Here is a 20,596-nt window from a genome sequence, read left to right as displayed (position 1 = left end):
CACATCGCTGTGATATTTTTTCCAGGAGGGATGTATGAGGAGTAACTCACGGCCTTCATTAAAAGCCTTGGAAGTTTTTGAAGCAGTCGCCCGCCACCAGAGTTTTTCTAAAGCCTCAGAAGAACTGTGCATCAACCACAGCGGGGTCAGCAAGCATATCAAAGCCTTGGAGCTGCATTTCGAAAAGCGGCTGCTGGTGAGAAACAATAAGCAGGTGCAGCTGACCGAAAGCGGTCAGCGTCTGTGGGAACAACTCACCCAGGCCTTTGAGATCATTCGCGGCGCCTGCGGCATTCCCCACGAAAAGAATTTTATCGAGATCAAAGTGCCAGTCACCTTCGCTATCCGCTGGGTGCTGCCGCGTCTCAGCCGCATTCGTGAGGAAACCGAGCTTAACCTGAAGGTGACGACCGCCTGGCGTCATTCCGTTGACTTTCTGAAAGAACACTACGATATGGGCATCATCTTTTGCGATGAGCCGTCCGACGAGTTCTTTTATGAAGAAAATCTGGTCGCAGTGTGCTCCAAAGACTACTACGAGCAATTACGGGGGCTGTCCGATCAGGAAATACTGGATCAGGCGAATTTCATCAGCCCCAACCCCTCCATGTCCGACTGGGAGTTATATTTCTCCCACACCGGCCTGCCCGGCGCGCAAATCAGCTCAGACCGTATGCTCATCATGGATTCCATGGAATCCGCCATCACCGCCGCCGTGAAATTCAGCGGCGTCGCCATCACCGATGTGCTTTATGTGCAGAGTGAGCTGGCCAATGGACAATTGATCAACGTATTCTCCCGCACCGTGAAGACCGGCCTGGGCTACAAGCTCACCTGCGTCCCCTCGTTACGGGACAGCAGGGAGTATGAAACACTGCTGCAATGGATCACCCGCGAGACCAATAGTCAGCCAGCGCGCATCTTGAACAAAGAGGCCGTGACAGCCGAATAGCTGTGATCACGGTCCTTCTTCCTCGCCCTCTCTCCGCCGCACTGCATTACCGCCTCTACCGCCTTCGCTGAACCTTTCCGTCGTCCTCTGCGTATCTTTCCCTGTATGCGCCAACAACATTGCAATAGCCTCAAACAGACAGCCCAACATGACTCAACACCGCATCGTTATCGTCGGCGCTTCCGGCGCTATTGGGGCCGCCCTGACCTATCGGTTCGCCAGCGAGCCCGACGCCCAGGTGTTTGCATTCTCCCGTTCACCTCGCACTTGGGAGCAAAGCAATATCCAGTCAGGTCGCCTGGATTTTAGCGATGAGGAATCCATTCAACGGGCTGCGGAGATCGCCGCCGCTTCGGGCCCACTAGATAGAGTGATCGTGGCGGTGGGTCTTTTGCACTCGGCGACTATGCGACCTGAGAAGGCGCTGAAAGAGTTGGAAAGAACGAACTTTGAAGCCTGCTTCCTCGCCAACGTCATTGGTCCGATGCTGGTGGCCAAGCACTTCCTCGGCCTCTTACATCCAAGCCGTCCTGCGGTGTTCGCCGCCTTATCCGCCAGAGTCGGCAGCATTTCCGATAACCGATTAGGCGGCTGGTATGCTTACCGGAGTTCTAAAGCCGCCCTGAATATGGCCCTCAAAACCGCCAGCATTGAAGTGGCGCGCCGTAATAAACAGGCGATTGTCGTCGGTCTGCATCCTGGTACCGTCGCCAGCGCCCTCTCCGCCCCCTTTCTGGAGCGCGTCCCGCCACAGCGGCTTTTTACGCCAGACCAGGCCGCTGGACATCTCATGAAGGTTATCGAACGATTGCGCCCGGAAGACACCGGCAAACTATTCGCCTGGGATGGTAGCGAGATTCCGTTTTGACGCCCCGCAGACCACTGACAACAGGATAGCGCTCCCTAAAAAATATCCGCCGAGTCATCGTCTTCTTCCGTGAAGTCAATGATGGCGCTATCCAACGACGCAGCCTTGGCGCGGCTGTAAAACTCCCCCGAATAATCGCCGCCCAGCAAAACTTCCGTTCTATCCGTCTCGCCAAATAGATAAATCATGCGGTCTGACAGCGCCGGCGCAGAAGTCTGCTCACGCAGCCGCGTAATGGTTTCTTTAAAGACTTCTTTGGCGACGGGTTTGTCGATATCGGCGAAGCGTTGCTCCACTAGCGGCAAATACTGTTTGGCGTCCAGGTCGGCGATGGCGCATGCGGCGTATGACAGATTCTTGGTATTTTCGGGATTCCCGAGGAACGCCGCTGCGCCGTCTGCGTCACGTTTGATCATCCACAACGCATAGCGGGCTTCCATGACGAATTGCGCGCCTTCATAACGCCACTCAAAACTTTCCAGGAAGGACTCCAATACGCTCACGTCCCCCGCATACCCGCACAGCGAAAGCGCGATCGCCACAGGGCCGGTCTTGCAGTTCAACCCATAGGAGGCGTCGTCATCGCTGACCTTCTGCAACACCCCTAACAAGATATCGGTCGCGTTGGGTATGTGGTGGCGCGTGTACGCCATAGCGAGAGCGCCTACCAGCCCTTTGTTGGTTTCATGATATAGCGATGGCGTGAAGCCATAGGAGTTCAACTTTTCGCTGCGCACTCTTTTGGCGTACTCGAAATGCCGCTCAAAGCTGGTTTCCAGAAACGCTGTGACTCTGCCCGCGTATTCCGCTTTCCGCCCCCAGCCATGCAACGTGGGCAGCCAGCCGGAACTATAGTCGTGATCCTCCACTTCCAGCTGCTGCGTCAGTTTGTCGAGCAACATGGAGAATGTCGTCTCGTCACTCATATTCGCAAACAGGTAATAGCGATAGTCCCGTTCTGTCTCCGCCATATGCTCATGAAGCGACTGCATGAACGTCTCCGAGGCGTTCGCCCTGGCGATGAGCGTATCGCAGAAGGCGTGCAGCCCGTTTTCGACAGCGGTAAAACACTCTTTGCTCAACTCCGCGCGGATATCCCAGTCAATGTCGTCAGTCCATAATTCGTCGTTATTGAGAAAGTCATATATCGGGGAAGTCTGACGGCTGATCGTCGTCAGCGTCGCTGCAAAATCTGTTTGGAAGGCGTTGACCGCAGTCTCGATATTGTTTTCGATTTCAGCTTTGAGGGCGTGTATAGCGTCGTAAGGAATCGTCACGGGATACCATCTCTAATGTATTTATCGGACAGTGCGCGATCTGCGCCACGGCGAACATGTGCATGGAAGTCCAGGCGCATTAACCGGCTATTAGAATGCGGCATAACAATGAGGAAATAAATCATCCGCGGGCGGTCGGGACCCTATCCCAACGCCCGCTTCGATCTGTTTAGGCAGCGGCCACTACGGTGTAGCCGAGGTAGCTGGTGTAAGCCAGGTACACCGCCAGCAGAATGCCGCCTTCGACGCGGTTGATGCGGCCTTGTTTGCCTTTGAAGCCGAAGCCCATGACGAATAGCGCCAGGGTGAGGCCGGCCATCAATGTCCAATCGCGGTACAGAACTTCCGGTTGTACTTCCAGAGGATGAATCGCCGCAGCGATGCCGACAACGGTGAGCGTATTAAACAGGTTGGAGCCGATGACGTTGCCGATGGCGAGGTCATGCTCGCCCTTACGGATCGCCGCCAGCGAAGAGGCCAGCTCCGGCAGCGAAGTGCCGATGGCCACGATGGTCAAGCCGATGATCAGGTCGCTGACGCCCAGGCTGTGCGCCACAGTGACCGCGCCCCACACCAGAATGCGCGAGCTGATAATCAGTAGAATCAGGCCGGCCACCAGCCAGAATATGGCGTTTTTCAGGGGCATGGGGTGCGCGATCATTTCATCGTCCACTTCCGACGCCAGCGCATCGGAGCGCTGCTGCATGCCTTCGCGAATGGTCCAGCCCATCAACCCGGCGAACACCACCAGCAGAATCGCCGCGTCGACGCGGGTCAGGTCGCCATCCCATAACAAGCCTGCGGATAGCAGGGTGATGGCGGCCAGAATCGGCAGTTCTTTGCGCAGCACCTGCGAGTGTACGGCGATGGGGCTGATCACCGCCACCAGACCAAGAATCAATGCAATGTTGGTAATGTTGGAGCCGTAACCGTTACCCAGCGCCAGACCGGGGTTGCCCTCCGACGCCGCCAGCGCCGACACCACCATTTCCGGGGCGGATGTGCCGAACCCCACGATCACCATCCCAATCAACAGGGGCGGCATGCCTCCATGCTTCGCCGTCGCGGCGGCGCCATCCACAAAACGATCTGCGCTCCAAACCAGCAGCGCCAGGCCAGCGACAATAGCAAGCAATGCAAGCATCATGCGATCACCTCGCAATTAACGGAATTCGGCGCATACGCCTTAAGAGTAACCAAGTTCCATGGAACGGAATCGGCATTATGAAGAGCAAGTATATTCATCATTTGCAGCCTCTGGGGTGGAAAGATAAACGCCAAGACGCACGAAAAACATCCACCCCTGGCTGCTTTTCGTGCGTCTTAGGTCTCATCAATCCTGGGAGGGACACGATCGCCACGGACTTTGCGCCCGGAGACTGTTGACGACCGTCCCGGCTATCGCCGGGAGACTACTCCCCTAAGAGTGGGCGAATCCTAGCAAACTCCTTCAACAGGGACAACCTAAAGCTTCCGCCGCAGCCGCAGCCATCGCTAAAGCCCTTGCGCCCCGCGGCTTTCGCCGCATTAACAATCGCTCAGGTTACATTGCATTGCCCACCTTCACTGCTACAATTTTGGTAACGGACCTGCTCAGGAAGAGAAACAAGATGAAAGGCATCGTTTTCACCGAATTTCTGCAACTGGTGGAGGATAAATTCGGGCTTGAGGAAGTCGACGCCCTTATTGAAGAATCCGGCGTTTCAGGGATATACACCTCCGTAGGCACCTACGACCACAGTGAAATGGTCGAACTGCTGAAAACGCTCAGCGCCCGTCACGACGCTCCCATCCCTGACTTGTTGAAAACATTCGGTAATCATTTATTCGGCCGTTTCTATGTCCTGTATCCGCAATTCTTCAAGGACATCCACGGCTCCTTCGACTTTCTCAGCAAAATCGACGTTTATATCCACCAGGAAGTACAGAAGCTCTATCCAGACGCGGAACTGCCGCGTTTCGATTGCAGTCAGCCGCAGCCCGACCAACTGCTGCTCTATTACTATTCAACCCGACATCTGGAAGACCTGGCGGAGGGGTTGATACAGGGCGCAATAGCCCATTTCAATGACGGAGTCGTATTAAGTCAGCGCACCGAAGAAAAGGACCATATCACCTTTGAGCTGAATAAAATCCAATGACCAAAATCGCCGTTCTTGAGCGCGCCCTCGCCCGGGAGCGCGCCGCCCGTCATCAGGCGGAGCAATTGCTGGAACTGAAAGCCAGCGAACTGTATGAGAGCCATCTGTTGTTGGAGGACGCCCTGCAGAAAACCGCAGGCATGGTGCACTCCCTCGGCGACATGGTCAAAGACCGCACCAAAAAACTGGAAGAGGCGCGGGATGAGGCCATGGCCGCCAACAAGGCAAAGAGTCTGTTTATCGCTAACATGAGCCACGAGATCCGCACGCCCCTGAATGGGGTGATCGGCATGCTGCAGGCCATGATGCATGGCGACCTGTCACGGGAACAAAAGGCCCGCGCCAAAACCGCCCTCACTTCCGGCAAACTGCTGCTGACGGTGATCAACGATCTGTTGGATTTCTCCAAACTGGAGGCGGACAAGGTCAATCTGGAGCGCATTCCCTTCTCGCTTGGTCGTCTGCTGGACAGTTGCCTGCCCGTGGTTTGCAGCCAGGCGTCCGATAAGGGGCTCACGTTGACGCTGACTCTGGCCGCCCATCTGCCGGATCAGATCATGGGAGACCCTACCCGGCTCAAGCAGATCATCTGCAACCTGTTGTCCAACGCAGTGAAGTTCACCAAACAGGGAGAAGTGTCGTTGTACTGCTACCCGGTGGAGGACCGCCTCATGTTCGGCGTGGCGGATACCGGCGTCGGCATTCCCGCAGATCGGCAGCAGCAGATTTTCGAGCCGTTCAGTCAGGCGGACGACTCTCACACCCGGCGCTACGGCGGCACTGGGCTGGGCCTGTCCATCAGCTCCCGGCTGGTGGAAGCCATGGGCGGTCGTCTGCAAGTGCGCAGCGAACCCGGCGTTGGAGCCGACTTCTACTTCTCCCTGCCTTATCTCTCCCTGTCTATTGACGGATCGACCCGGGAGCCGCCGCCGGCGCCCTGGGCGGACAAACCCATTCTGTTGTTGGCGGAGGAGTCCATTGCCCCCTTCCTGAAGCGAGGCCTGCGTGAACTCGGCGTGGATATACTGGCTCCGTCCAGCTCCACCGAAGAAGCTCTGAAAGCCTTGGAAAGCGCCTACCGCCCCTTCGACCTGATGTTGGTTCACCAACAGCCGCCGCCGCAGGAAATCCTGGCCTGGCTACGTAACAAACACGGCGACCAGATTCCGACCGCCGTGCGGGTATTCGGCGCCCAGGTGGACCTGGAAAGCGGGGAAGCTCTGTACTCCGAATTACGCTCGCCCATTCGTCCCCATGATTTATTCGTCCTGTTGCAAAACCATTATGTGGGCGAAAACTGCCGCGCCTGTTGCCTGGATGACCACGACGACGATGAGGACCAGCAAAGCTGGTGGTTCGGCGGCTCCAAAGTGCTGCTGGCGGAGGACAATGTGGTCAATCAGGAAGTGGCGATCGACCTGCTCAGCTCCGTCGGCGTCAAGCCGGATGTGGTGGACAACGGCCTGTCCGCAGTTCACGCCGTACAGGGCAAAGACTACGACCTGATTCTGATGGATGTGCAGATGCCCGAGCTTAACGGGCTCGACGCCACCCGCGCCATTCGCGCTCTGGGCGGACGTTATCAGGAGATTCCCATTCTGGCGATGACCGCTCACGCGCAACAAAGCGATCGCGACCTGAGCCGTGACGCCGGCATGAACGGCCATATCGTCAAACCTTTCGCCGCCGAAGAACTGTTCGAAACGCTGGGCCATTGGCTGCGCAGTAAAACCCCCGCGCCGGCGACGCGGGAAAGCGTCATCACCGCGCCAGCCGGAGGGCACGAAATTCCCTCCCTGCCCGGCCTCAACATCGCCGAAGCCTTACAGCGCCTGGGAGGACGATGGCCCCTGTTTCAACGCATTCTTAGCGGCTTCTATGAAAAGTGGGAGGACGCCCCCAAGGAATTGCAAACCCTGGCGGAACAGAATGCGCTCAGTGAAATCGCCATCATTACCCATGGCCTCAAAGGCAGCGGCGCGACCATTGGCGCGGAGGCGCTGGGCAAGGCCGCCGGCGCGGTGGAAAGCGCCGCCCGCGCTGGCAATCAAAGTCAGACCCGCGACCTGATGGCGCCGCTGCTGCGAACGCTGGAGGAAGTACTGACCGGCTTGTCGCGCCTGGAGCAAAACGAATCCGCTCCTGCGCCGTCGATGCTCAGCAAAGATCAGCGTCCATTGCTGCCGCAGTTGCTGCAACTAAGAGACTACCTGGAAAGCGATCTGGGGCAGGCGCAGAAATCCCTCGCCCAACTCCGCGCCACCGTCAGCGATCCACCGCAGGTGCAAGCGCTGTCGCAGCTGGAGGAAGCGTTGTTTCAGTTCGATATCGAGCAGGCTCAAACCCACTTATCCCAACTCATTCAAACTCAGGGTGAACCACAATGAGCGACGAAAAGCCCCATGTGATGATCGTCGACGATTCTCCAAACGACCTGCATTTCCTGCTGGAGAACCTGAAAGACGAATATGCGGTGCAAGCCGCCACCAGCGCCGCCAAAGCCTTGCAGATGGCGGAGAAAGATCCGGAGCTGGATGTGGTGCTGCTGGACGTGACCATGCCGGAAATGGACGGCTATGAATGTTGCCGACGGCTGAAGGCGAATCCCGCTACACAACATATAGAAGTCATCTTCGTCTCCGCCCACGATACGGTGGAGGAAAAACTGGCGGGTTATGACGCCGGCGGCCGGGATTACCTGATCAAACCCGCGCAACCGGACGTACTGCGCAAGAAAGTGCGCATGGCGATTCAGCAGATGCAACAGGCCAAAGCGGGCCAGGAGGCGCAACAGGCGGCCATGTCCACCGCGATGACCGCCATCACCGTCGCGGGCGAACAAGGGGTGATTCTGGAGTTCCTGCGCCGCAGCATGAGGGTGGACACGCTGGCTGATCTGGCGGGACTGATCATTGAGACCCTGGAGGAATTCGACCTGCAGGGCACCGTACAGATCAATCTGGAGAACGACAAAGTCAGCCACAGCAGCAAAGGCTTTGTCTCACCGCTGGAGTCCGAGCTGCTGCTCAAAGTCAAAGATCAGGAGCAGCGGCTACTGGAATTCAATAAGCGCTTACTGGTCAACATTCCACCGTTTTCCCTGCTGGTGCCCAAAATGCCTGACGATGACGAGAAGAAAGGCCGCGCCCGCGACAATTTACTGCTGTTGCTGGAGTGCGCCGAGTTCCGCCGTCAAGGACTTGAAAACCAGACATTGATCGCGTTGATAGAAGGCGTACTGCAGGACAGCCGTAAAGCCTTGAAAGACATCAACGAAGTGCGTGAACGCCAACATAAAACCGCGTTTCAGGTGCTGGAGCAAACCCTGGATGAACTGGTGATCGCCTACGATAGTCTGGCGTTGCTGGAAAGTCAGGAAGAGACTCTCACCAAGGTGGTGCGCAACGGGTTGGAGCGCACGTTCAAAACCTATGAAGAAGTGACCGGGCTGGATGAACAGTTAGAGGCTATTATCCATCGCATGGAGCACTGTCGGGGGGCGTGATCTCGCCCCGTTTTCAAGCTCTCACGCCCCTAATCACGTCACCTCTCCATCCCCTGTTTGTGGGCGCGCTTTGTGTTTCATCCCCGCTGGGCGCTGGCGGTGAGCGACGCTCCCATATCCAGAATGCACTGAGGGATGCGGTCCAGAGAAATTTCCCGGGCTACCGCACCTATTTTCGCCGCCTCTTTCGGCATGCCGTAAACGATGCAGGAGCGCTCATCTTGACCAATGGTCAAAGCGCCGGCATTGCGTAACTCCAACAGCCCTTTTGCGCCGTCGTCCCCCATGCCGGTCATGATGATTCCCAACGCGTTGCGGCCCGCCGCCTGGGCCACCGACCGAAACAGGACGTCGACGGATGGCCGATGTCGATTCACCGGCGGCCCGGACATGATCTCCACAAAATACTGCGCGCCATTACGCCGCAGCAGCATATGCTTACCGCCAGGAGCGATCAGCGCGCGTCCCGGCGCCACCTGATAGCCGCTTTCCGCCTCCAGGATTTCCAATTCACAGATACTGTTCAAGCGCTCAGCGAACGCCGCTGTGAACTTTTCCGGCATGTGCTGCACGATCACAATGCCTGGACAATTACGGGGCAGCCTCGTCAGTACATATTCCAACGCCTGGGTGCCGCCGGTGGAGGTTCCCAGCGCGGCGATTTTGTTGGTGGAGACCGTCGAGCCGCTGGAGCGTAGAGGAATCACCGCGTCCGCGGAGAATTTGGCGGGAGTCGTCACGGCTTGCGCCGGCGCCACCGTTGCGGTCGGCATATTGCGCATATTGGCTTTCGCCGCCGCTTTGATTTCCATGATCAACTGGCCGGCGGCGCTCTCCAGATACTCCTTCACTCCCACGGTCGGTTTCGCCACCACCGCCACCGCACCGGCGGCCAGCGCTTTCATGCTGGTCTGCGCGCCCTTGCTGGTCAGGCTGGAGCACATCACCACCGGCGTGGGCCGCTCCGCCATCAGTTTCTTCAGGAAGGTGATGCCGTCCATGCGCGGCATTTCCACATCCAGCACGATGACATCGGGCCACTGCTTGCTCATCCTCGATTGCGCGAAAATGGGGTCCGCCGCCGCCCCGATCACTTCGATATTCTTATCCCGCTCCAGCACTTGCTGCAGCACCTGCCTGACCACCGCCGAGTCATCCACCAGCATGACCTTGATCTTAGTGTTCATCGGCTTCCCTTCCTTAGCCACACATCGCCGCTCCAGACGTCAAACACCAGATTGCGATGCGCCCGGCCGCCCAGGTCTTCGCCCATTATTCGAAATCCATGGTGTTTGAGCAGACGATACGCCGCTTCAATGTTGCGTTTACTCACGTTGATTGAGGACCCTTCCAGCATAGAGCTGCCTCCGAATATTTTCACTTCGTACTCCTGCGGCCGCGTACGCTCCTTCTTTAAGGCGTCCACCAGTAATTGCATCGCCTCGTCCGCATAGCGACCGTCCAGCCCCTGTTTGGGCGCCCCGCCGTTGCGTTGCGGAAGCATGTAATGACACATGCCTCCCAGGCGCTTTTTTGGGTGCCACAGCACCACCGCCACACAGGAGCCCAGCAGCGTCTTCATGCGGGTGTCGGCGTCGGAAAAATACCATTCGCCCGGGTCCAGATAGACTTCCAGAATGTCCTGCGGCGCTTTGCCGGCGTCGATCATGCTGGGAGCGTCTTTCTGAATCCATACGTCTCCGTTCCAGATATCGAACACCAGATTGCCGCTGCCGTTGTGATCCATGGCCAGCTTGAAGCCAAAGTCATGCAGCAGCTGGCCCGCCTCTTTCGCCGTCTTGTCTGCATCCGGTCCATCGAAGACAAACAATTTCGCCTCAAAGCGGCGAGGCGGCGCGCCAGCGCGCACCATCTCCAATTGCAGCAGACTCAGCGCCGCATCCGCATAGGCGGCGTTCAGCGTTCGGCCGGTGGGCTCGCCGGCGTCCATGCGCACTTTTTTAAAGTGGCACATTCCTCCGAGCTTCAGGTGCGGGTGCCACAGGGTGACGATGCCCCCCTCCCCGAGCAGGCTGCGAATACGCGTGTCGGCCTCCGCCAGATACAACTCCCCCGCATCCAGAAATATCTCCAGGGGCTCCTCAGGCTTGGTGATTACGGTTTGCGATACACGGCGGGACATATCTGCTCTAGTTGCTCCGTCACGCCATTCAGACTCTCTGATCGACCGATGAACAAGTGACCGCCTTTATGCAAGTGTTGTATCAATTTGGCGATCAGTTGACGCTTGGTGTCCGCCTGAAAGTAGATCATGACATTGCGTAAAAAAATCACGTCGAACAGCCCTACATTGGGCAGCGTGGCGTTTAAATTAAGGTTTTTGAACTGCACGACTCCGCGCAATTTTTTGTCCACCAACAGATTGCCGTCTTCCGGCCCCACGCCCTTAAGGCAGTACCGCCTCAGGTAATTCGGCGGCATATGCTGCGCCCGCTGCATGGAGTAACATCCGCGCCTGGCGTGAGTAAGCACGTCAGTGGAAATATCGGTGGCCAGAATTTCCCAATTGGACTGTCCCAGTGAGTCATCCAGCAACATGGCGATACTATAGGGCTCTTCTCCCGTGGAGCAGGCCGCGCTCCAAACCCGAAACGGCCGGCCTCGCGCACGCTGAGGCAAGATGTGCCGCTGCATGAAGTCAAAGTGCTGGGGCTCGCGAAAGAAATAGGTTTCGTTGGTGGTAAGCAGGTTCAGCGCAATCTGGCGCTCTTCCGCATCGGCGTCAATCAGCTTCAGATAATCGCCATAGCTTTGCAGGTTATGCGCCTGCAGACGTTTAGCGAGACGACCGGTGACCAGATTCTTCTTGGCGTCGGTCAGAAAGATGCCCGCCGCATCGTGCACAAAGCGTTTAACGATAGCGAACTCTCTGTCGCCGATGCGATAAAGACCGGACTTCGGCGCAGCGCCTTCACTGGCGACGATCTTGACCATCAGGCCACGCTCTCCTGCAAGGCCTCCGCCATGTTGGTAATTTCATCCACGGACAGCACCCGGTCAATGTCCATGACGATGACAAAGCGATCATCGGATTTCCACATGCCCTGAATGAAATCCACCCGGATCTTGGCGCCGAACGCCGGGGGCGGCTGAATATTGGACATGGGAATATCAATGACCGCGCTCACGCTGTCCACGATCACCCCCATGTCCTGGCTCTCTTCTCCTGAGCCAACCTCCACGATGATGATGCAGGTGCGCCGGGTCACTTCCCGCTCGGTTTTGCCGAAGCGGCAGCCCAGGTCGATCACCGGCACCACCCGACCACGCAAATTGATCACCCCACGGATGAAACTTGGTAATGTCGGAATCGGAGTGATGCCGCCATATTCGATGATTTCCTTCACCCCTAACAGAGGAATGGCGTACATGTCCCCGCTTTGCATAAAAGTGAGGTACTGTTCGCTGTCCGCGGGCTGGGCGCTTGTTTCCAATGCCTGAGCCATATCCGTCTCCTTCCAGGCGAGGGTTTCCGATTAAAAACGAATGAAATGCGCTTCGTCCGGCTCCGGCGCTTCCGCCGCCGGCTTGTTGACCACCCGCAAGGGTTTGACCTTGGCGGTCTTCTTGGGCGCTGGTTCTCGCGGAACAACCGCCCGCACGGCGCTGCTGGGACTGCTGTCGCCCAGTTTGAAAAACGCCATGATGTGCTGCAGTTGCTGGGCCTGACTGCTCAGCTCTTCCGCCGTCGCCGCCAGCTCTTCACTGGAGGAGGCGTTGCTTTGCGTCACCTGACTGACCTGCGTCATGGCGGTATTGACCTGGGCCACGCCGCTGGCCTGTTCGGAACTGGCGGCGGCGATTTCCTGCACCAGACCGGCGGTTTTCACAATGGAGGGAACCAACTCTTCCAGCAAGGAGCCCGCCCGCTCTGCGCGATCCACGCTGTTGTCGGCCAGGTTGCTGATTTCCTGCGCGGCGGTCTGGCTGCGTTCCGCCAGCTTGCGCACTTCCGCCGCCACCACGGCGAAGCCTTTGCCGTGTTCCCCCGCCCGCGCCGCTTCGATGGCGGCGTTCAAGGCCAGCAAGTTGGTCTGATAGGCGATGTCGTCGATGATTTTAATCTTGCCGGCGATATCGCGCATGGCGGTGACGGTGGCCTGCACCGCCTGTCCGCCTTCCTGCGCTTCCTGGGATGACTTAGTGGCGATGTCCTCGGTGACCTGGGCGTTTTCGGTGTTTTGCGAAATGCTGGCGTTCATCTCCTCCATGGACGCGGTGGTTTCCTCAACGCTGGCCGCCTGTTCGCTGGCGGCTTGGGAAAGGGACTGCGCCGTGGAGCTGACTTCCTCGCTGGCAGAGGACAAATTGTCCGCGGAGCTGCGCACGTCGCTGATGATATCTGTGAATTTCTCCACCATTTGCGACATGGCCGCCAGCACCTGCCCGGTTTCATCCCGGCTGTTGACGTTGACGCTCACGTTCAGATCGCCTTCAGATAAACGATAGGCCACATCCGCCGCGTGTCCGAGCGGACGGGAAATAGCGCGGGAGATAATAAAACCCAGCATCAGACCCAATATGGCGGCGACGCCGATCACCGCCAGCATCACGGTTTTGCTGGTGGCGTATAGCTCATCGTTGGATTTGGAGGTAGCCTCAGCATTCTGCTCAATCACCTGCACCAGCTCTGTCATCATGTTATCCAACGCGTCCGCTTTTGGACGCAGCGTGGTCATGGCGAACTCGACGGAATCGCGGTTGGACATCAGGCTTTCCTGTCTGATGATGTTCAACAAGCGATCCCGCAGCGGAATGAACTCCTGATAGGCGCGATCCAGGTCTTTATACAGACGTTTCGCTTCTTCCGTTTCAGCAATGCTTTTGGAGATATTCAGCTCATTGTGCATGGCCGTGTCAAATTCCTGCACCGAGCGCATGAACGCTTCGCGCTCCTCCATGGAGCTGGCCAGCATCAGGTTACGCAGCGCGCGGCTTTGGTTGAGAAGCTGGATATTGGCTTCCTTGATGTGGGAGATGCCCAAGGTATCGCGTTTATACATCTTGGTGTCAGACTCGTTGATTTTGCCCATGTTGGAGATACCGAGATACCCCACCACCGCCATCAGCGCGAGCATCAATAGAAAGGAGCCTATCAGCTTTACGGAGACTTTCAGATTATTAAACCAACCCATGATCCCTCTCCCATGTTTCCAGTGTTTCTCTCTTCATTACTGGCTTCGTTGCTGTCTTTGTTACTAGCTTTAGTACTGGCTTTATTACAGGCTTCAGTCAGTGAATTCGTTCCGTCGGACATGCCATTCATACTGGCGTCAGCCCGCCGCCATTTTCCTGCCCACAGACTGGTTCTGAGCGTTTTCCGCCCGGGTGACCAGTTCCGGTATATCCAGGATCAACCCCACATCGCCGCTTCCCAGCAGGGTGCATCCGCTGACCCATTTCAATGGCGTAAAGATGTCGCCCAGAGGCTTGATAACGGTTTGCAATTCGCCCATCAAACGGTCCACCACCAACCCCGCGCGGCGGCCGGCGTATTGCACCACCACCACGCTTTGCCGGTCGGAGGGACGGCCGTCGATACTGAACAGATCACGCAATCGCAGAAACGGCAGCGCGAGCCCGCGCAGGCCCATAAAGTCGCCGCCGCCATCACCGTTCAACTCGACGCATTCGTCCACCATTTCCAGGGGCACCACATATTTGCTGTCCCCCACTCCCACCAAAAAGCCGTTGATGATGGCCAAGGTCAGCGGCAGTCGTAGGCGAATGGTGGAGCCTTTGCCCAGCGCGCTCTCCACCTCCACGCTGCCGCGCAGTTCTTCCAGAGTTTTCTTCACTGCGTCCATGCCCACGCCCCGACCGGAGACATTAGTCACCTGCTCCGCGGTGGAGAATCCCGGTTCGAAAATGAGTTTGAAAATTTCGCCGTCGCTCATGCCTTCGCCGCTGCGAATCAGCTGCTTTTCCATCGCTTTGGCGACGATTTTTTCCGGGTTCATGCCGCCGCCGTCATCACTGACTTCAATGACGATGCTGCCGCGCTCATGAAAGGCGTTCAGGCGAATCACGCCAGTGGCCGCCTTACCCCGCTCCCGACGAAGTGAATCTGATTCAATGCCGTGATCGATGGCGTTGCGCACCAGATGGGTCAGCGGCTCGCTGATGCGCTCCACCAGGGTTTTATCCAGGTCGGTGTCGCCGCCGCTGACGACGAGTCGGATATCTTTGCCCAGATCGCGGGCGAGGTCGCGCACCACCCGTTGGAAACGATTGAAGGTATCGCCGATCTGCACCATACGCAGACTCAGCGCGCAGTCGCGCACAGCCTCAATAAAACGGGTGGAGTTGGCGACGGACTCATGCAGCACGGACTCATGAATACGCTCCGCCCGCACCCTTACCTCCGCGTTGGCGATCATCAGTTCGCCGATCAGATTGATGAGGTGATCGAGCTTCTGCGCATCGACTTTAAGGAAACTGTCCTGACGCTGTTTTTTGACGACGCCGGCCTGCTTCTCCAGGGCTGTATTGACGGTTTTTTCCTGCACGGCGTTACGGGCGACCAGTATTTCACCCAGCTTGGGCCTCTCCGGCACGCTCTCCTGTTGTTTCAAGGCCTGCTCCAGTTCATTGCGGGTGACGGCGCCGCTATCCAGCAAAATCTCGCCAAGACGATGCTCACCATCCGGGGTCGCCTCAATGGCTTCGTCCCAGGAGTCAGGATCGCCCACCGGAGTAATGCGCACCTCGCTGCTGGCGCTCACGAACTCAAACGCGTCCTCGATTTCTTCTTTGGCCTGTTCGGTGATCAGGTCCATTTCAAAGGCGAGATAACAGGATTCCGGGTCCATTTCCTCCGCCGCCGGCATATGCCCGCAGAAGGTAGTGACCCGGACCAGTTCGCCAAGGGTGGAGATGTAATGCAGGATGCTAAGAGGGTCCATACCGTCGCGCAGCAAGTCGCGACCACAGCGCAAAGAGATATGCCAGCCGCGCGCACCCTGTGGCGTCTCGCCGACATCGGCTTCCGGCGTGGCGACGGCGCTGGCGGAGCCGGGCAGATAGCGTTGCAGTTGCGCCTGTAGCGCAGCGCCTTTACGCAGCAGCTCGCCTTCCACTTCCCCAGCCAGGGAGCTTTCCACCAGCCGCCCGATTTGATCGCCGCAACTCAACAACAGGCTGATCAGATCGCCGTCAATGTCCAGGCGACCATCGCGAACAGCGTCCAGCACGCCTTCCACATCGTGTGTAAAAGCGACGACATGGTCCAGCCCAAACAACCCACCGGACCCCTTGATGGTGTGGGCGGCGCGAAACACCGCATCCACCAGTTCCTTTTTGGCGCCCTCCTCCTCCAGGGTCAGCAGCGACTGCTCCATTTCCGCCAGCAGTTCTTTGCTTTCCTGGGCGAAGGCCTTTAAGGCGCCGCTGAAATCCAGGCTCATTATCCGTCTTCCCTTTCCGTGACGCAGGCTGCGGGTTGCGTCGCCGAGGCAGATTCATCGGCGAGCGCGAATCCGGTCAGCCCGGCAAGTCTTATTCGTCATACCGGCTGATTGTCGCCCTCCGGGCGTTCGAGAAGGGGTCCTTCCCGGACCGTCGTTAAGCGGTCCCATGTTTTTTTCTTCCTTCTGCTTCCTGCTGCTTTTTCTGACTTTTCTATTTCCCGGTTTTCTATTTTTTCTTCTATACGCTCAATCGGGCCAGACCGTTCTACTCCAACATGTCCGCGAGTCCGGTCAGCGTGAATACTTTGTCGACCGCCTCACTGGCGTTCACCAGTCGCGCGCCTCGATCCCGTTTGGCCAGGATCAACAGTTGCAGGCCCGCCCCATCCAATTCCGTCAGTTGGCTGAGATCGATGTCGATATCTTTATGCTCAAGCAGGGGCGCTTTAGCTTCCGCCGCACAGTAGATCGTCAGCTCACCATTCAGGGTCAGCCGGTTCTGCTCGGGGTCGTGTTGGGAGTCTATGCTCATTGTGTCTCCCTCCCTGGGCGGGTGACTGCGCGTCAGGGCAGTATCAGTTTCTGGACGGCTTTAAGCATGGCTTCCGGACGGAACGGTTTCACCATCCACGCCTTGGCGCCCGCCATCTGGCCTTCCATACGTTTATCTTCGGTGCTTTCGGTCGTCAGCATGATGACCGGCGTGAATTTGTATTCGGGCAGGCTTTTAAGCTCTTTGACGAAGGAGATGCCGTCCATGACCGGCATGTTCACGTCGCAGACAATCAAGCTGGGCTTGGCGTCAGGCAACTTTCCCAGCGCGTCCTGGCCGTTTTCCGCCTGTATTACGTTGTAGCCTGCGGACTTGAGCGTGATGTCCACCATTTGCCGCAGAGAGATGGAATCGTCAATGATCAGAATGGTCTTCGCCATAGCAATCGTCCATTAGCGCCGTGCGTTGTTGGTCTTCCAGTCGCGTCCGTGAATAATTCGGCGTCATGGGTGGCGACGCCGAATCATCAACAAACTCTTAAGATACCGTCCTAAATAATTAATCAATAAAAGTAGATTAAGTGTAGTTCAAAATTTAGCCACAAAATCCAGCTATGCAAGTCCCGCCCGCCTTTCAGGGCGCCCTAGGCCGGCGCCTTAAGTCCATTGAACAGCATGGCCGTGGCGTTGGCGGCGGGCGCCGGCTTGCTGAATAAATATCCTTGGGCCTCATGACAGCCGAGACTGCGCAGGCGCGCCAATTGGTCCACCGTTTCTATGCCTTCGGCGATGACCTTGAAGCCCATGTGCTGAGCAATGGCCATTATGGCTTTAACGATGGCGGAGTCATCACCGGAATCACAGATATTGCAGATGAACGAGCGGTCGATCTTCAAACGGTTAAAAGGATATTTGCGCAGATACTCCAGATTGCTGTAGCCGGTGCCGAAATCGTCAATGGCGATATCGAAACCCTGGCGCCACAACTCGCGCAACTGTCCGCCGCCTTTCGGGTCCATCAGGCTGGTTTCCGTCAGCTCCAGTTCGAAGTCATTGGGGGACAGATGATAGCGGGTGAAAAGATCGACGAAGTCCTGGGTGAACTCATCCCGATGCAGTTGCACCGGCGAGATGTTGATCGCCATGCGCAGGCGCTTGCCGGCCCGTTTCCAGAGCGCAATCTGCTGGCACACCTGCTCCATCATCCACAGACTGATGTCGTAGATCTGCCCGTTTTCCTCCGCCAGCGGGATAAAGCGCGCCGGGCTGATTTGGCCTTTCTCCGGGGTTTTCCAGCGCAACAACGCCTCAAAACCCACCAGGGACTCCTGCAGAATATCCACCTGAGGCTGGTAATAAACCTCGAACTGTTGTTCGCGCACCGCCTGAAACAGCGCCCGCGACATCCACCAGCGTTCGTGATTCTCCACGTCCATTTCCGGCGCAAAACGTTTCACCAGATTGCCGCCTTCTTTCCTGGCTTCCAGCGCTGCGATTTCCGCATGGTTAAACAGTACGATCCACTCTACGCGGGGATGCGGCGGCGGCGCGTATCCGACAGAGAATTTGAGTAAGAATTCCTGCCCTTCCACCAGGATGGGCAGGCTCAATTTCTGCTGCAGTTGACGCAAATGCGCCGCGCCTTCCTCCTCATCCGCTTCAAGCACCACGCCAAATTTGCCGGAGCCGAGACAGCCCAGCAGCATGCCTGGCGGGAAAATGGACGACATACGCTCCACCACGGCGCGACTGACCTGACGTTCGGACTGATCGCGGTCATGACTGCTGAGCAAGCCGATCAGAGTCTGGTCCATGTCCACTTCGCAGACGCACACGCAGACACTGGCGTTGTTTTTCTGCTTGATGAGCGAGTCGATCAACTCCATCAAAATATCTTTCTTCGGCAGGCCGGTGACGGAATCGTATTCCTCCAGCAGACGCAGATTCTGATGTTGAAAATCGTGCAGCTTCTTAAGCTTGAGCAGGTTGTTCACCCGCGCCAGCAGTTCGCGCCGGTTAAACGGCTTGCTGACGTAATCCTCCGCGCCGCACTCCAGTCCCGACACACAGGAATCGCGATCGGCCAGTGCTGTGAGAAGGATAATGGGTATGTGTTTCCAGTGTTCCTGGGCCTTGATTTCGCGGGTCAGCTCAAACCCGGTCTTACCGGGCATCATAACGTCCAGAATAATCAAATCCGGCTCGTAGCTGGCGACGGCGCCAATCACTTCATTGGCGTCATTGAGAGGAAAGGCGTCAAATCCCTGCGCCCGAAAGATATCCGTAAGCAGTTTGGTGTTGCGCTGCTCGTCATCAACAATAAGCAGCCTGCTACCGGTGAGTGGGTGCATGACTACAGGCTCCTGCCGTTGAAAGGATGAATGTTACAGAACAAGGATTATCAGCGAAGAAAGATCCCTCTATAGCCACGGGGGAAGAGTCTCGCATCCGGGCGTTGGCCCGACTAATCAGCTCCATGAGCATCTGTCTCTTAATACAGCTCTGAATTTGATTTTTGTCAAATTAGCGGTAGTTTTTATAGATAAGCGCTTCCGCAAAGCGATCAGGGATGGGAAACCGGCGGCGCGTCGCTTCCCTCCCCCGTAACGACGACTGCGACCGCGGCGAATTCCGCCTGGAGGGCGTGATGACAGAGCAATCGGACAATGCATCCATTCTGATCGTTGACGACAACCAGAATAACTGCGACCTGTTGAACCGACGCCTGGAGCGTAAGGGCTTTCGCTGTGCTATCGCACTCAGCGGCCGTGAGGCGTTGCGGCAAGTGGAGGCGCAACCGCCCGATCTGATTCTGCTCGACGTCATGATGCCGGAAATGGACGGCATGGAAGTGTTGGCGATTCTCAGGAAAGACTTCAATTCCGTCGAACTGCCGGTGTTGATGGTCACCGCCAAAAACGCCCATGAAGACATCATCGGCGCCTTCGCGCAAGGCGCTAACGACTACATTGAAAAGCCGGTTGATTTCCCCGTCATGCTGGCGCGCATCCGCCACCATCTGCAGCACAAGCGTCTCGACGACGAGCTCAAGCGCAGCCAGCAACAGTTGCGGGAGCAGAACAAGCAGTTGGGCATGTCCAATCAGTACAAGATCAACTTCCTGTCCTCCATGTCCCATGAGCTGCGCACTCCGCTCAACGCGATACTGGGATACTCGGAAGTGCTGCTGGACGGCATGATGGGGGAAATGAATCCCAAGCAGACGGAATACTGCAAAGAGATCTACGACAGCGGCTCCTATCTGTTGATCATCATCAACGATTTACTGGATCTGTCCAAAATCGAAGCGGGGAAACTGCAGCTGGAAATTCAGCCCACCCACATCGAAATTCTGGTCAACAGCGTCATTGGCATTATCAAGGAAAAGGCCTCCCGCCATGGCATCCTGCTGCTGACCGACATACAGGAAGACATCGGCCCGGCGGAGCTTGATCCCCTGCGGGTCAAGCAGATTCTCATCAACCTGCTCAGCAACGCCATCAAGTTCACCGACTCGGGTAAGCAAGTGGGTCTCAAGGTCAGCCTGCATGACGACCAGGAATTGCTGATCCAGGTGTTCGATCAAGGCTGTGGCGTGTCCGAAGAAGACTTGCAGCGTATCTTCCTGCCCTTTGAGCAGGCGGAGTCCTCCATGAAAAAGAAAAACGTGGAAGGCACCGGTCTGGGCCTCGCCCTGGTGCACAAACTGGTGCTGCTGCATGGCGGCAGTATCGAGGTGAAAAGCGAACTCGGCCAGGGCAGCAGCTTTTTCATCCGACTCCCCTATCGCGCCTCGGCGGGAGGATCTTGCGACATGATTTATTGACGCGCGCGGCGTCTACTCCTTTCGTTTTCATCCGTAATGAGCGCGTCCAGACGCGCCCGGCTAATTTTACCCCCATTTTATTGACTTGACCGCGTCACTCCCGTT

The 20,596-nt window shown here is 57.2% G+C and carries 17 protein-coding genes; 6 read left to right on the top strand and 11 right to left on the bottom strand.

Annotation, left to right across the window (positions count from 1 at the left end; genetic code table 11):
* Positions 1 to 34 precede the first annotated feature (34 nt).
* Together ACQYWX_RS14120 and ACQYWX_RS14115 are read left to right on the top strand one after the other, a co-directional pair.
* Entirely contained in the window at positions 35 to 952 is a 918-nt protein-coding gene (locus ACQYWX_RS14120; RefSeq protein WP_279506480.1) for a LysR family transcriptional regulator, read from the top strand.
* A 148-nt stretch (positions 953 to 1,100) separates the two neighbouring features.
* Positions 1,101 to 1,820 (top strand): SDR family NAD(P)-dependent oxidoreductase, encoded by a 720-nt coding sequence (locus ACQYWX_RS14115; RefSeq protein WP_431689243.1) that lies wholly within the window; start codon positions 1,101 to 1,103, stop codon positions 1,818 to 1,820.
* A 35-nt stretch (positions 1,821 to 1,855) separates the two neighbouring features.
* Here ACQYWX_RS14115 and ACQYWX_RS14110 read toward each other — a convergent pair whose 3' ends face one another.
* Both ACQYWX_RS14110 and ACQYWX_RS14105 read right to left on the bottom strand, forming a co-directional pair.
* A complete protein-coding gene (locus ACQYWX_RS14110) occupies positions 1,856 to 3,097 on the bottom strand; it encodes a hypothetical protein (RefSeq protein ID WP_431689242.1) in 1,242 nt (413 codons plus the stop codon).
* A 169-nt stretch (positions 3,098 to 3,266) separates the two neighbouring features.
* A complete protein-coding gene (locus ACQYWX_RS14105; protein ID WP_216736181.1) occupies positions 3,267 to 4,244 on the bottom strand; it encodes a calcium/sodium antiporter in 978 nt (325 codons plus the stop codon).
* Positions 4,245 to 4,707: 463 nt separating this feature from the next.
* Here ACQYWX_RS14105 and ACQYWX_RS14100 point away from each other — a divergent pair, with 463 nt between their 5' ends.
* Genes ACQYWX_RS14100 through ACQYWX_RS14090 form a run of 3 tightly spaced genes read left to right on the top strand, consistent with a single transcriptional unit; the run spans position 4,708 to position 8,743 of the window.
* A complete protein-coding gene (locus tag ACQYWX_RS14100; RefSeq protein WP_431689241.1) occupies positions 4,708 to 5,238 on the top strand; it encodes a heme NO-binding domain-containing protein in 531 nt (176 codons plus the stop codon).
* Complete coding sequence (locus tag ACQYWX_RS14095) at positions 5,235 to 7,625, top strand: ATP-binding protein (protein WP_431689240.1); 2,391 nt, start codon at positions 5,235 to 5,237, stop codon at positions 7,623 to 7,625. The genes ACQYWX_RS14100 and ACQYWX_RS14095 overlap by 4 nt, the downstream gene beginning before the upstream one ends.
* Positions 7,622 to 8,743 (top strand): response regulator, encoded by a 1,122-nt coding sequence (locus ACQYWX_RS14090; protein ID WP_431689239.1) that lies wholly within the window; start codon positions 7,622 to 7,624, stop codon positions 8,741 to 8,743. Before ACQYWX_RS14095 ends, ACQYWX_RS14090 begins: the two co-directional genes overlap by 4 nt.
* A gap of 77 nt (positions 8,744 to 8,820) precedes the next feature.
* On the opposite strand, the gene ACQYWX_RS14085 is transcribed toward ACQYWX_RS14090, so the two are convergent.
* From ACQYWX_RS14085 to ACQYWX_RS14045, 9 genes are all read right to left on the bottom strand, one after another.
* Positions 8,821 to 9,930, bottom strand: a complete 1,110-nt coding sequence (locus ACQYWX_RS14085; protein ID WP_431689238.1) for a protein-glutamate methylesterase/protein-glutamine glutaminase — start codon at positions 9,928 to 9,930, stop codon at positions 8,821 to 8,823.
* Positions 9,927 to 10,886, bottom strand: coding sequence for a chemotaxis protein CheD (locus ACQYWX_RS14080; RefSeq protein WP_431689237.1), 960 nt, complete (start codon positions 10,884 to 10,886; stop codon positions 9,927 to 9,929). Before ACQYWX_RS14080 ends, ACQYWX_RS14085 begins: the two co-directional genes overlap by 4 nt.
* The gene (locus ACQYWX_RS14075; RefSeq protein WP_431689236.1) at positions 10,859 to 11,698 is read right to left on the bottom strand and encodes a CheR family methyltransferase; all 840 of its coding nucleotides are present in this window, start codon (positions 11,696 to 11,698) and stop codon (positions 10,859 to 10,861) included. Before ACQYWX_RS14075 ends, ACQYWX_RS14080 begins: the two co-directional genes overlap by 28 nt.
* Entirely contained in the window at positions 11,698 to 12,210 is a 513-nt protein-coding gene (locus tag ACQYWX_RS14070; RefSeq protein ID WP_216736174.1) for a chemotaxis protein CheW, read from the bottom strand. The genes ACQYWX_RS14075 and ACQYWX_RS14070 overlap by 1 nt, the downstream gene beginning before the upstream one ends.
* A gap of 30 nt (positions 12,211 to 12,240) precedes the next feature.
* On the bottom strand, positions 12,241 to 13,899 hold the full coding sequence (locus tag ACQYWX_RS14065) for a methyl-accepting chemotaxis protein (RefSeq protein ID WP_431689235.1): 1,659 nt from the start codon (positions 13,897 to 13,899) through the stop codon (positions 12,241 to 12,243).
* A 138-nt stretch (positions 13,900 to 14,037) separates the two neighbouring features.
* Positions 14,038 to 16,170, bottom strand: coding sequence for a chemotaxis protein CheW (locus tag ACQYWX_RS14060; RefSeq protein WP_431689234.1), 2,133 nt, complete (start codon positions 16,168 to 16,170; stop codon positions 14,038 to 14,040).
* Between the two features lie 268 nt (positions 16,171 to 16,438).
* Positions 16,439 to 16,705: an STAS domain-containing protein gene (locus tag ACQYWX_RS14055; RefSeq protein WP_431689233.1), complete on the bottom strand. Its 267-nt coding sequence runs from the start codon at positions 16,703 to 16,705 to the stop codon at positions 16,439 to 16,441.
* Positions 16,706 to 16,737: 32 nt separating this feature from the next.
* Positions 16,738 to 17,106, bottom strand: a complete 369-nt coding sequence (locus ACQYWX_RS14050; RefSeq protein ID WP_127970285.1) for a response regulator — start codon at positions 17,104 to 17,106, stop codon at positions 16,738 to 16,740.
* Between the two features lie 203 nt (positions 17,107 to 17,309).
* Positions 17,310 to 19,016 (bottom strand): putative bifunctional diguanylate cyclase/phosphodiesterase, encoded by a 1,707-nt coding sequence (locus tag ACQYWX_RS14045; RefSeq protein WP_431689232.1) that lies wholly within the window; start codon positions 19,014 to 19,016, stop codon positions 17,310 to 17,312.
* A gap of 296 nt (positions 19,017 to 19,312) precedes the next feature.
* Between ACQYWX_RS14045 and ACQYWX_RS14040 the strand changes: the two genes are divergently transcribed.
* The gene (locus ACQYWX_RS14040) at positions 19,313 to 20,491 is read left to right on the top strand and encodes an ATP-binding response regulator (protein ID WP_216736169.1); all 1,179 of its coding nucleotides are present in this window, start codon (positions 19,313 to 19,315) and stop codon (positions 20,489 to 20,491) included.
* Positions 20,492 to 20,596: the final 105 nt, after the last annotated feature.

The organism is Hahella sp. NBU794 (assembly GCF_050749805.1).
GTDB lineage: Bacteria > Pseudomonadota > Gammaproteobacteria > Pseudomonadales > Oleiphilaceae > Hahella.
Note: the sequence above shows the minus strand (reverse complement) of the source record. Positions and strands in the feature narration are given on the sequence as shown.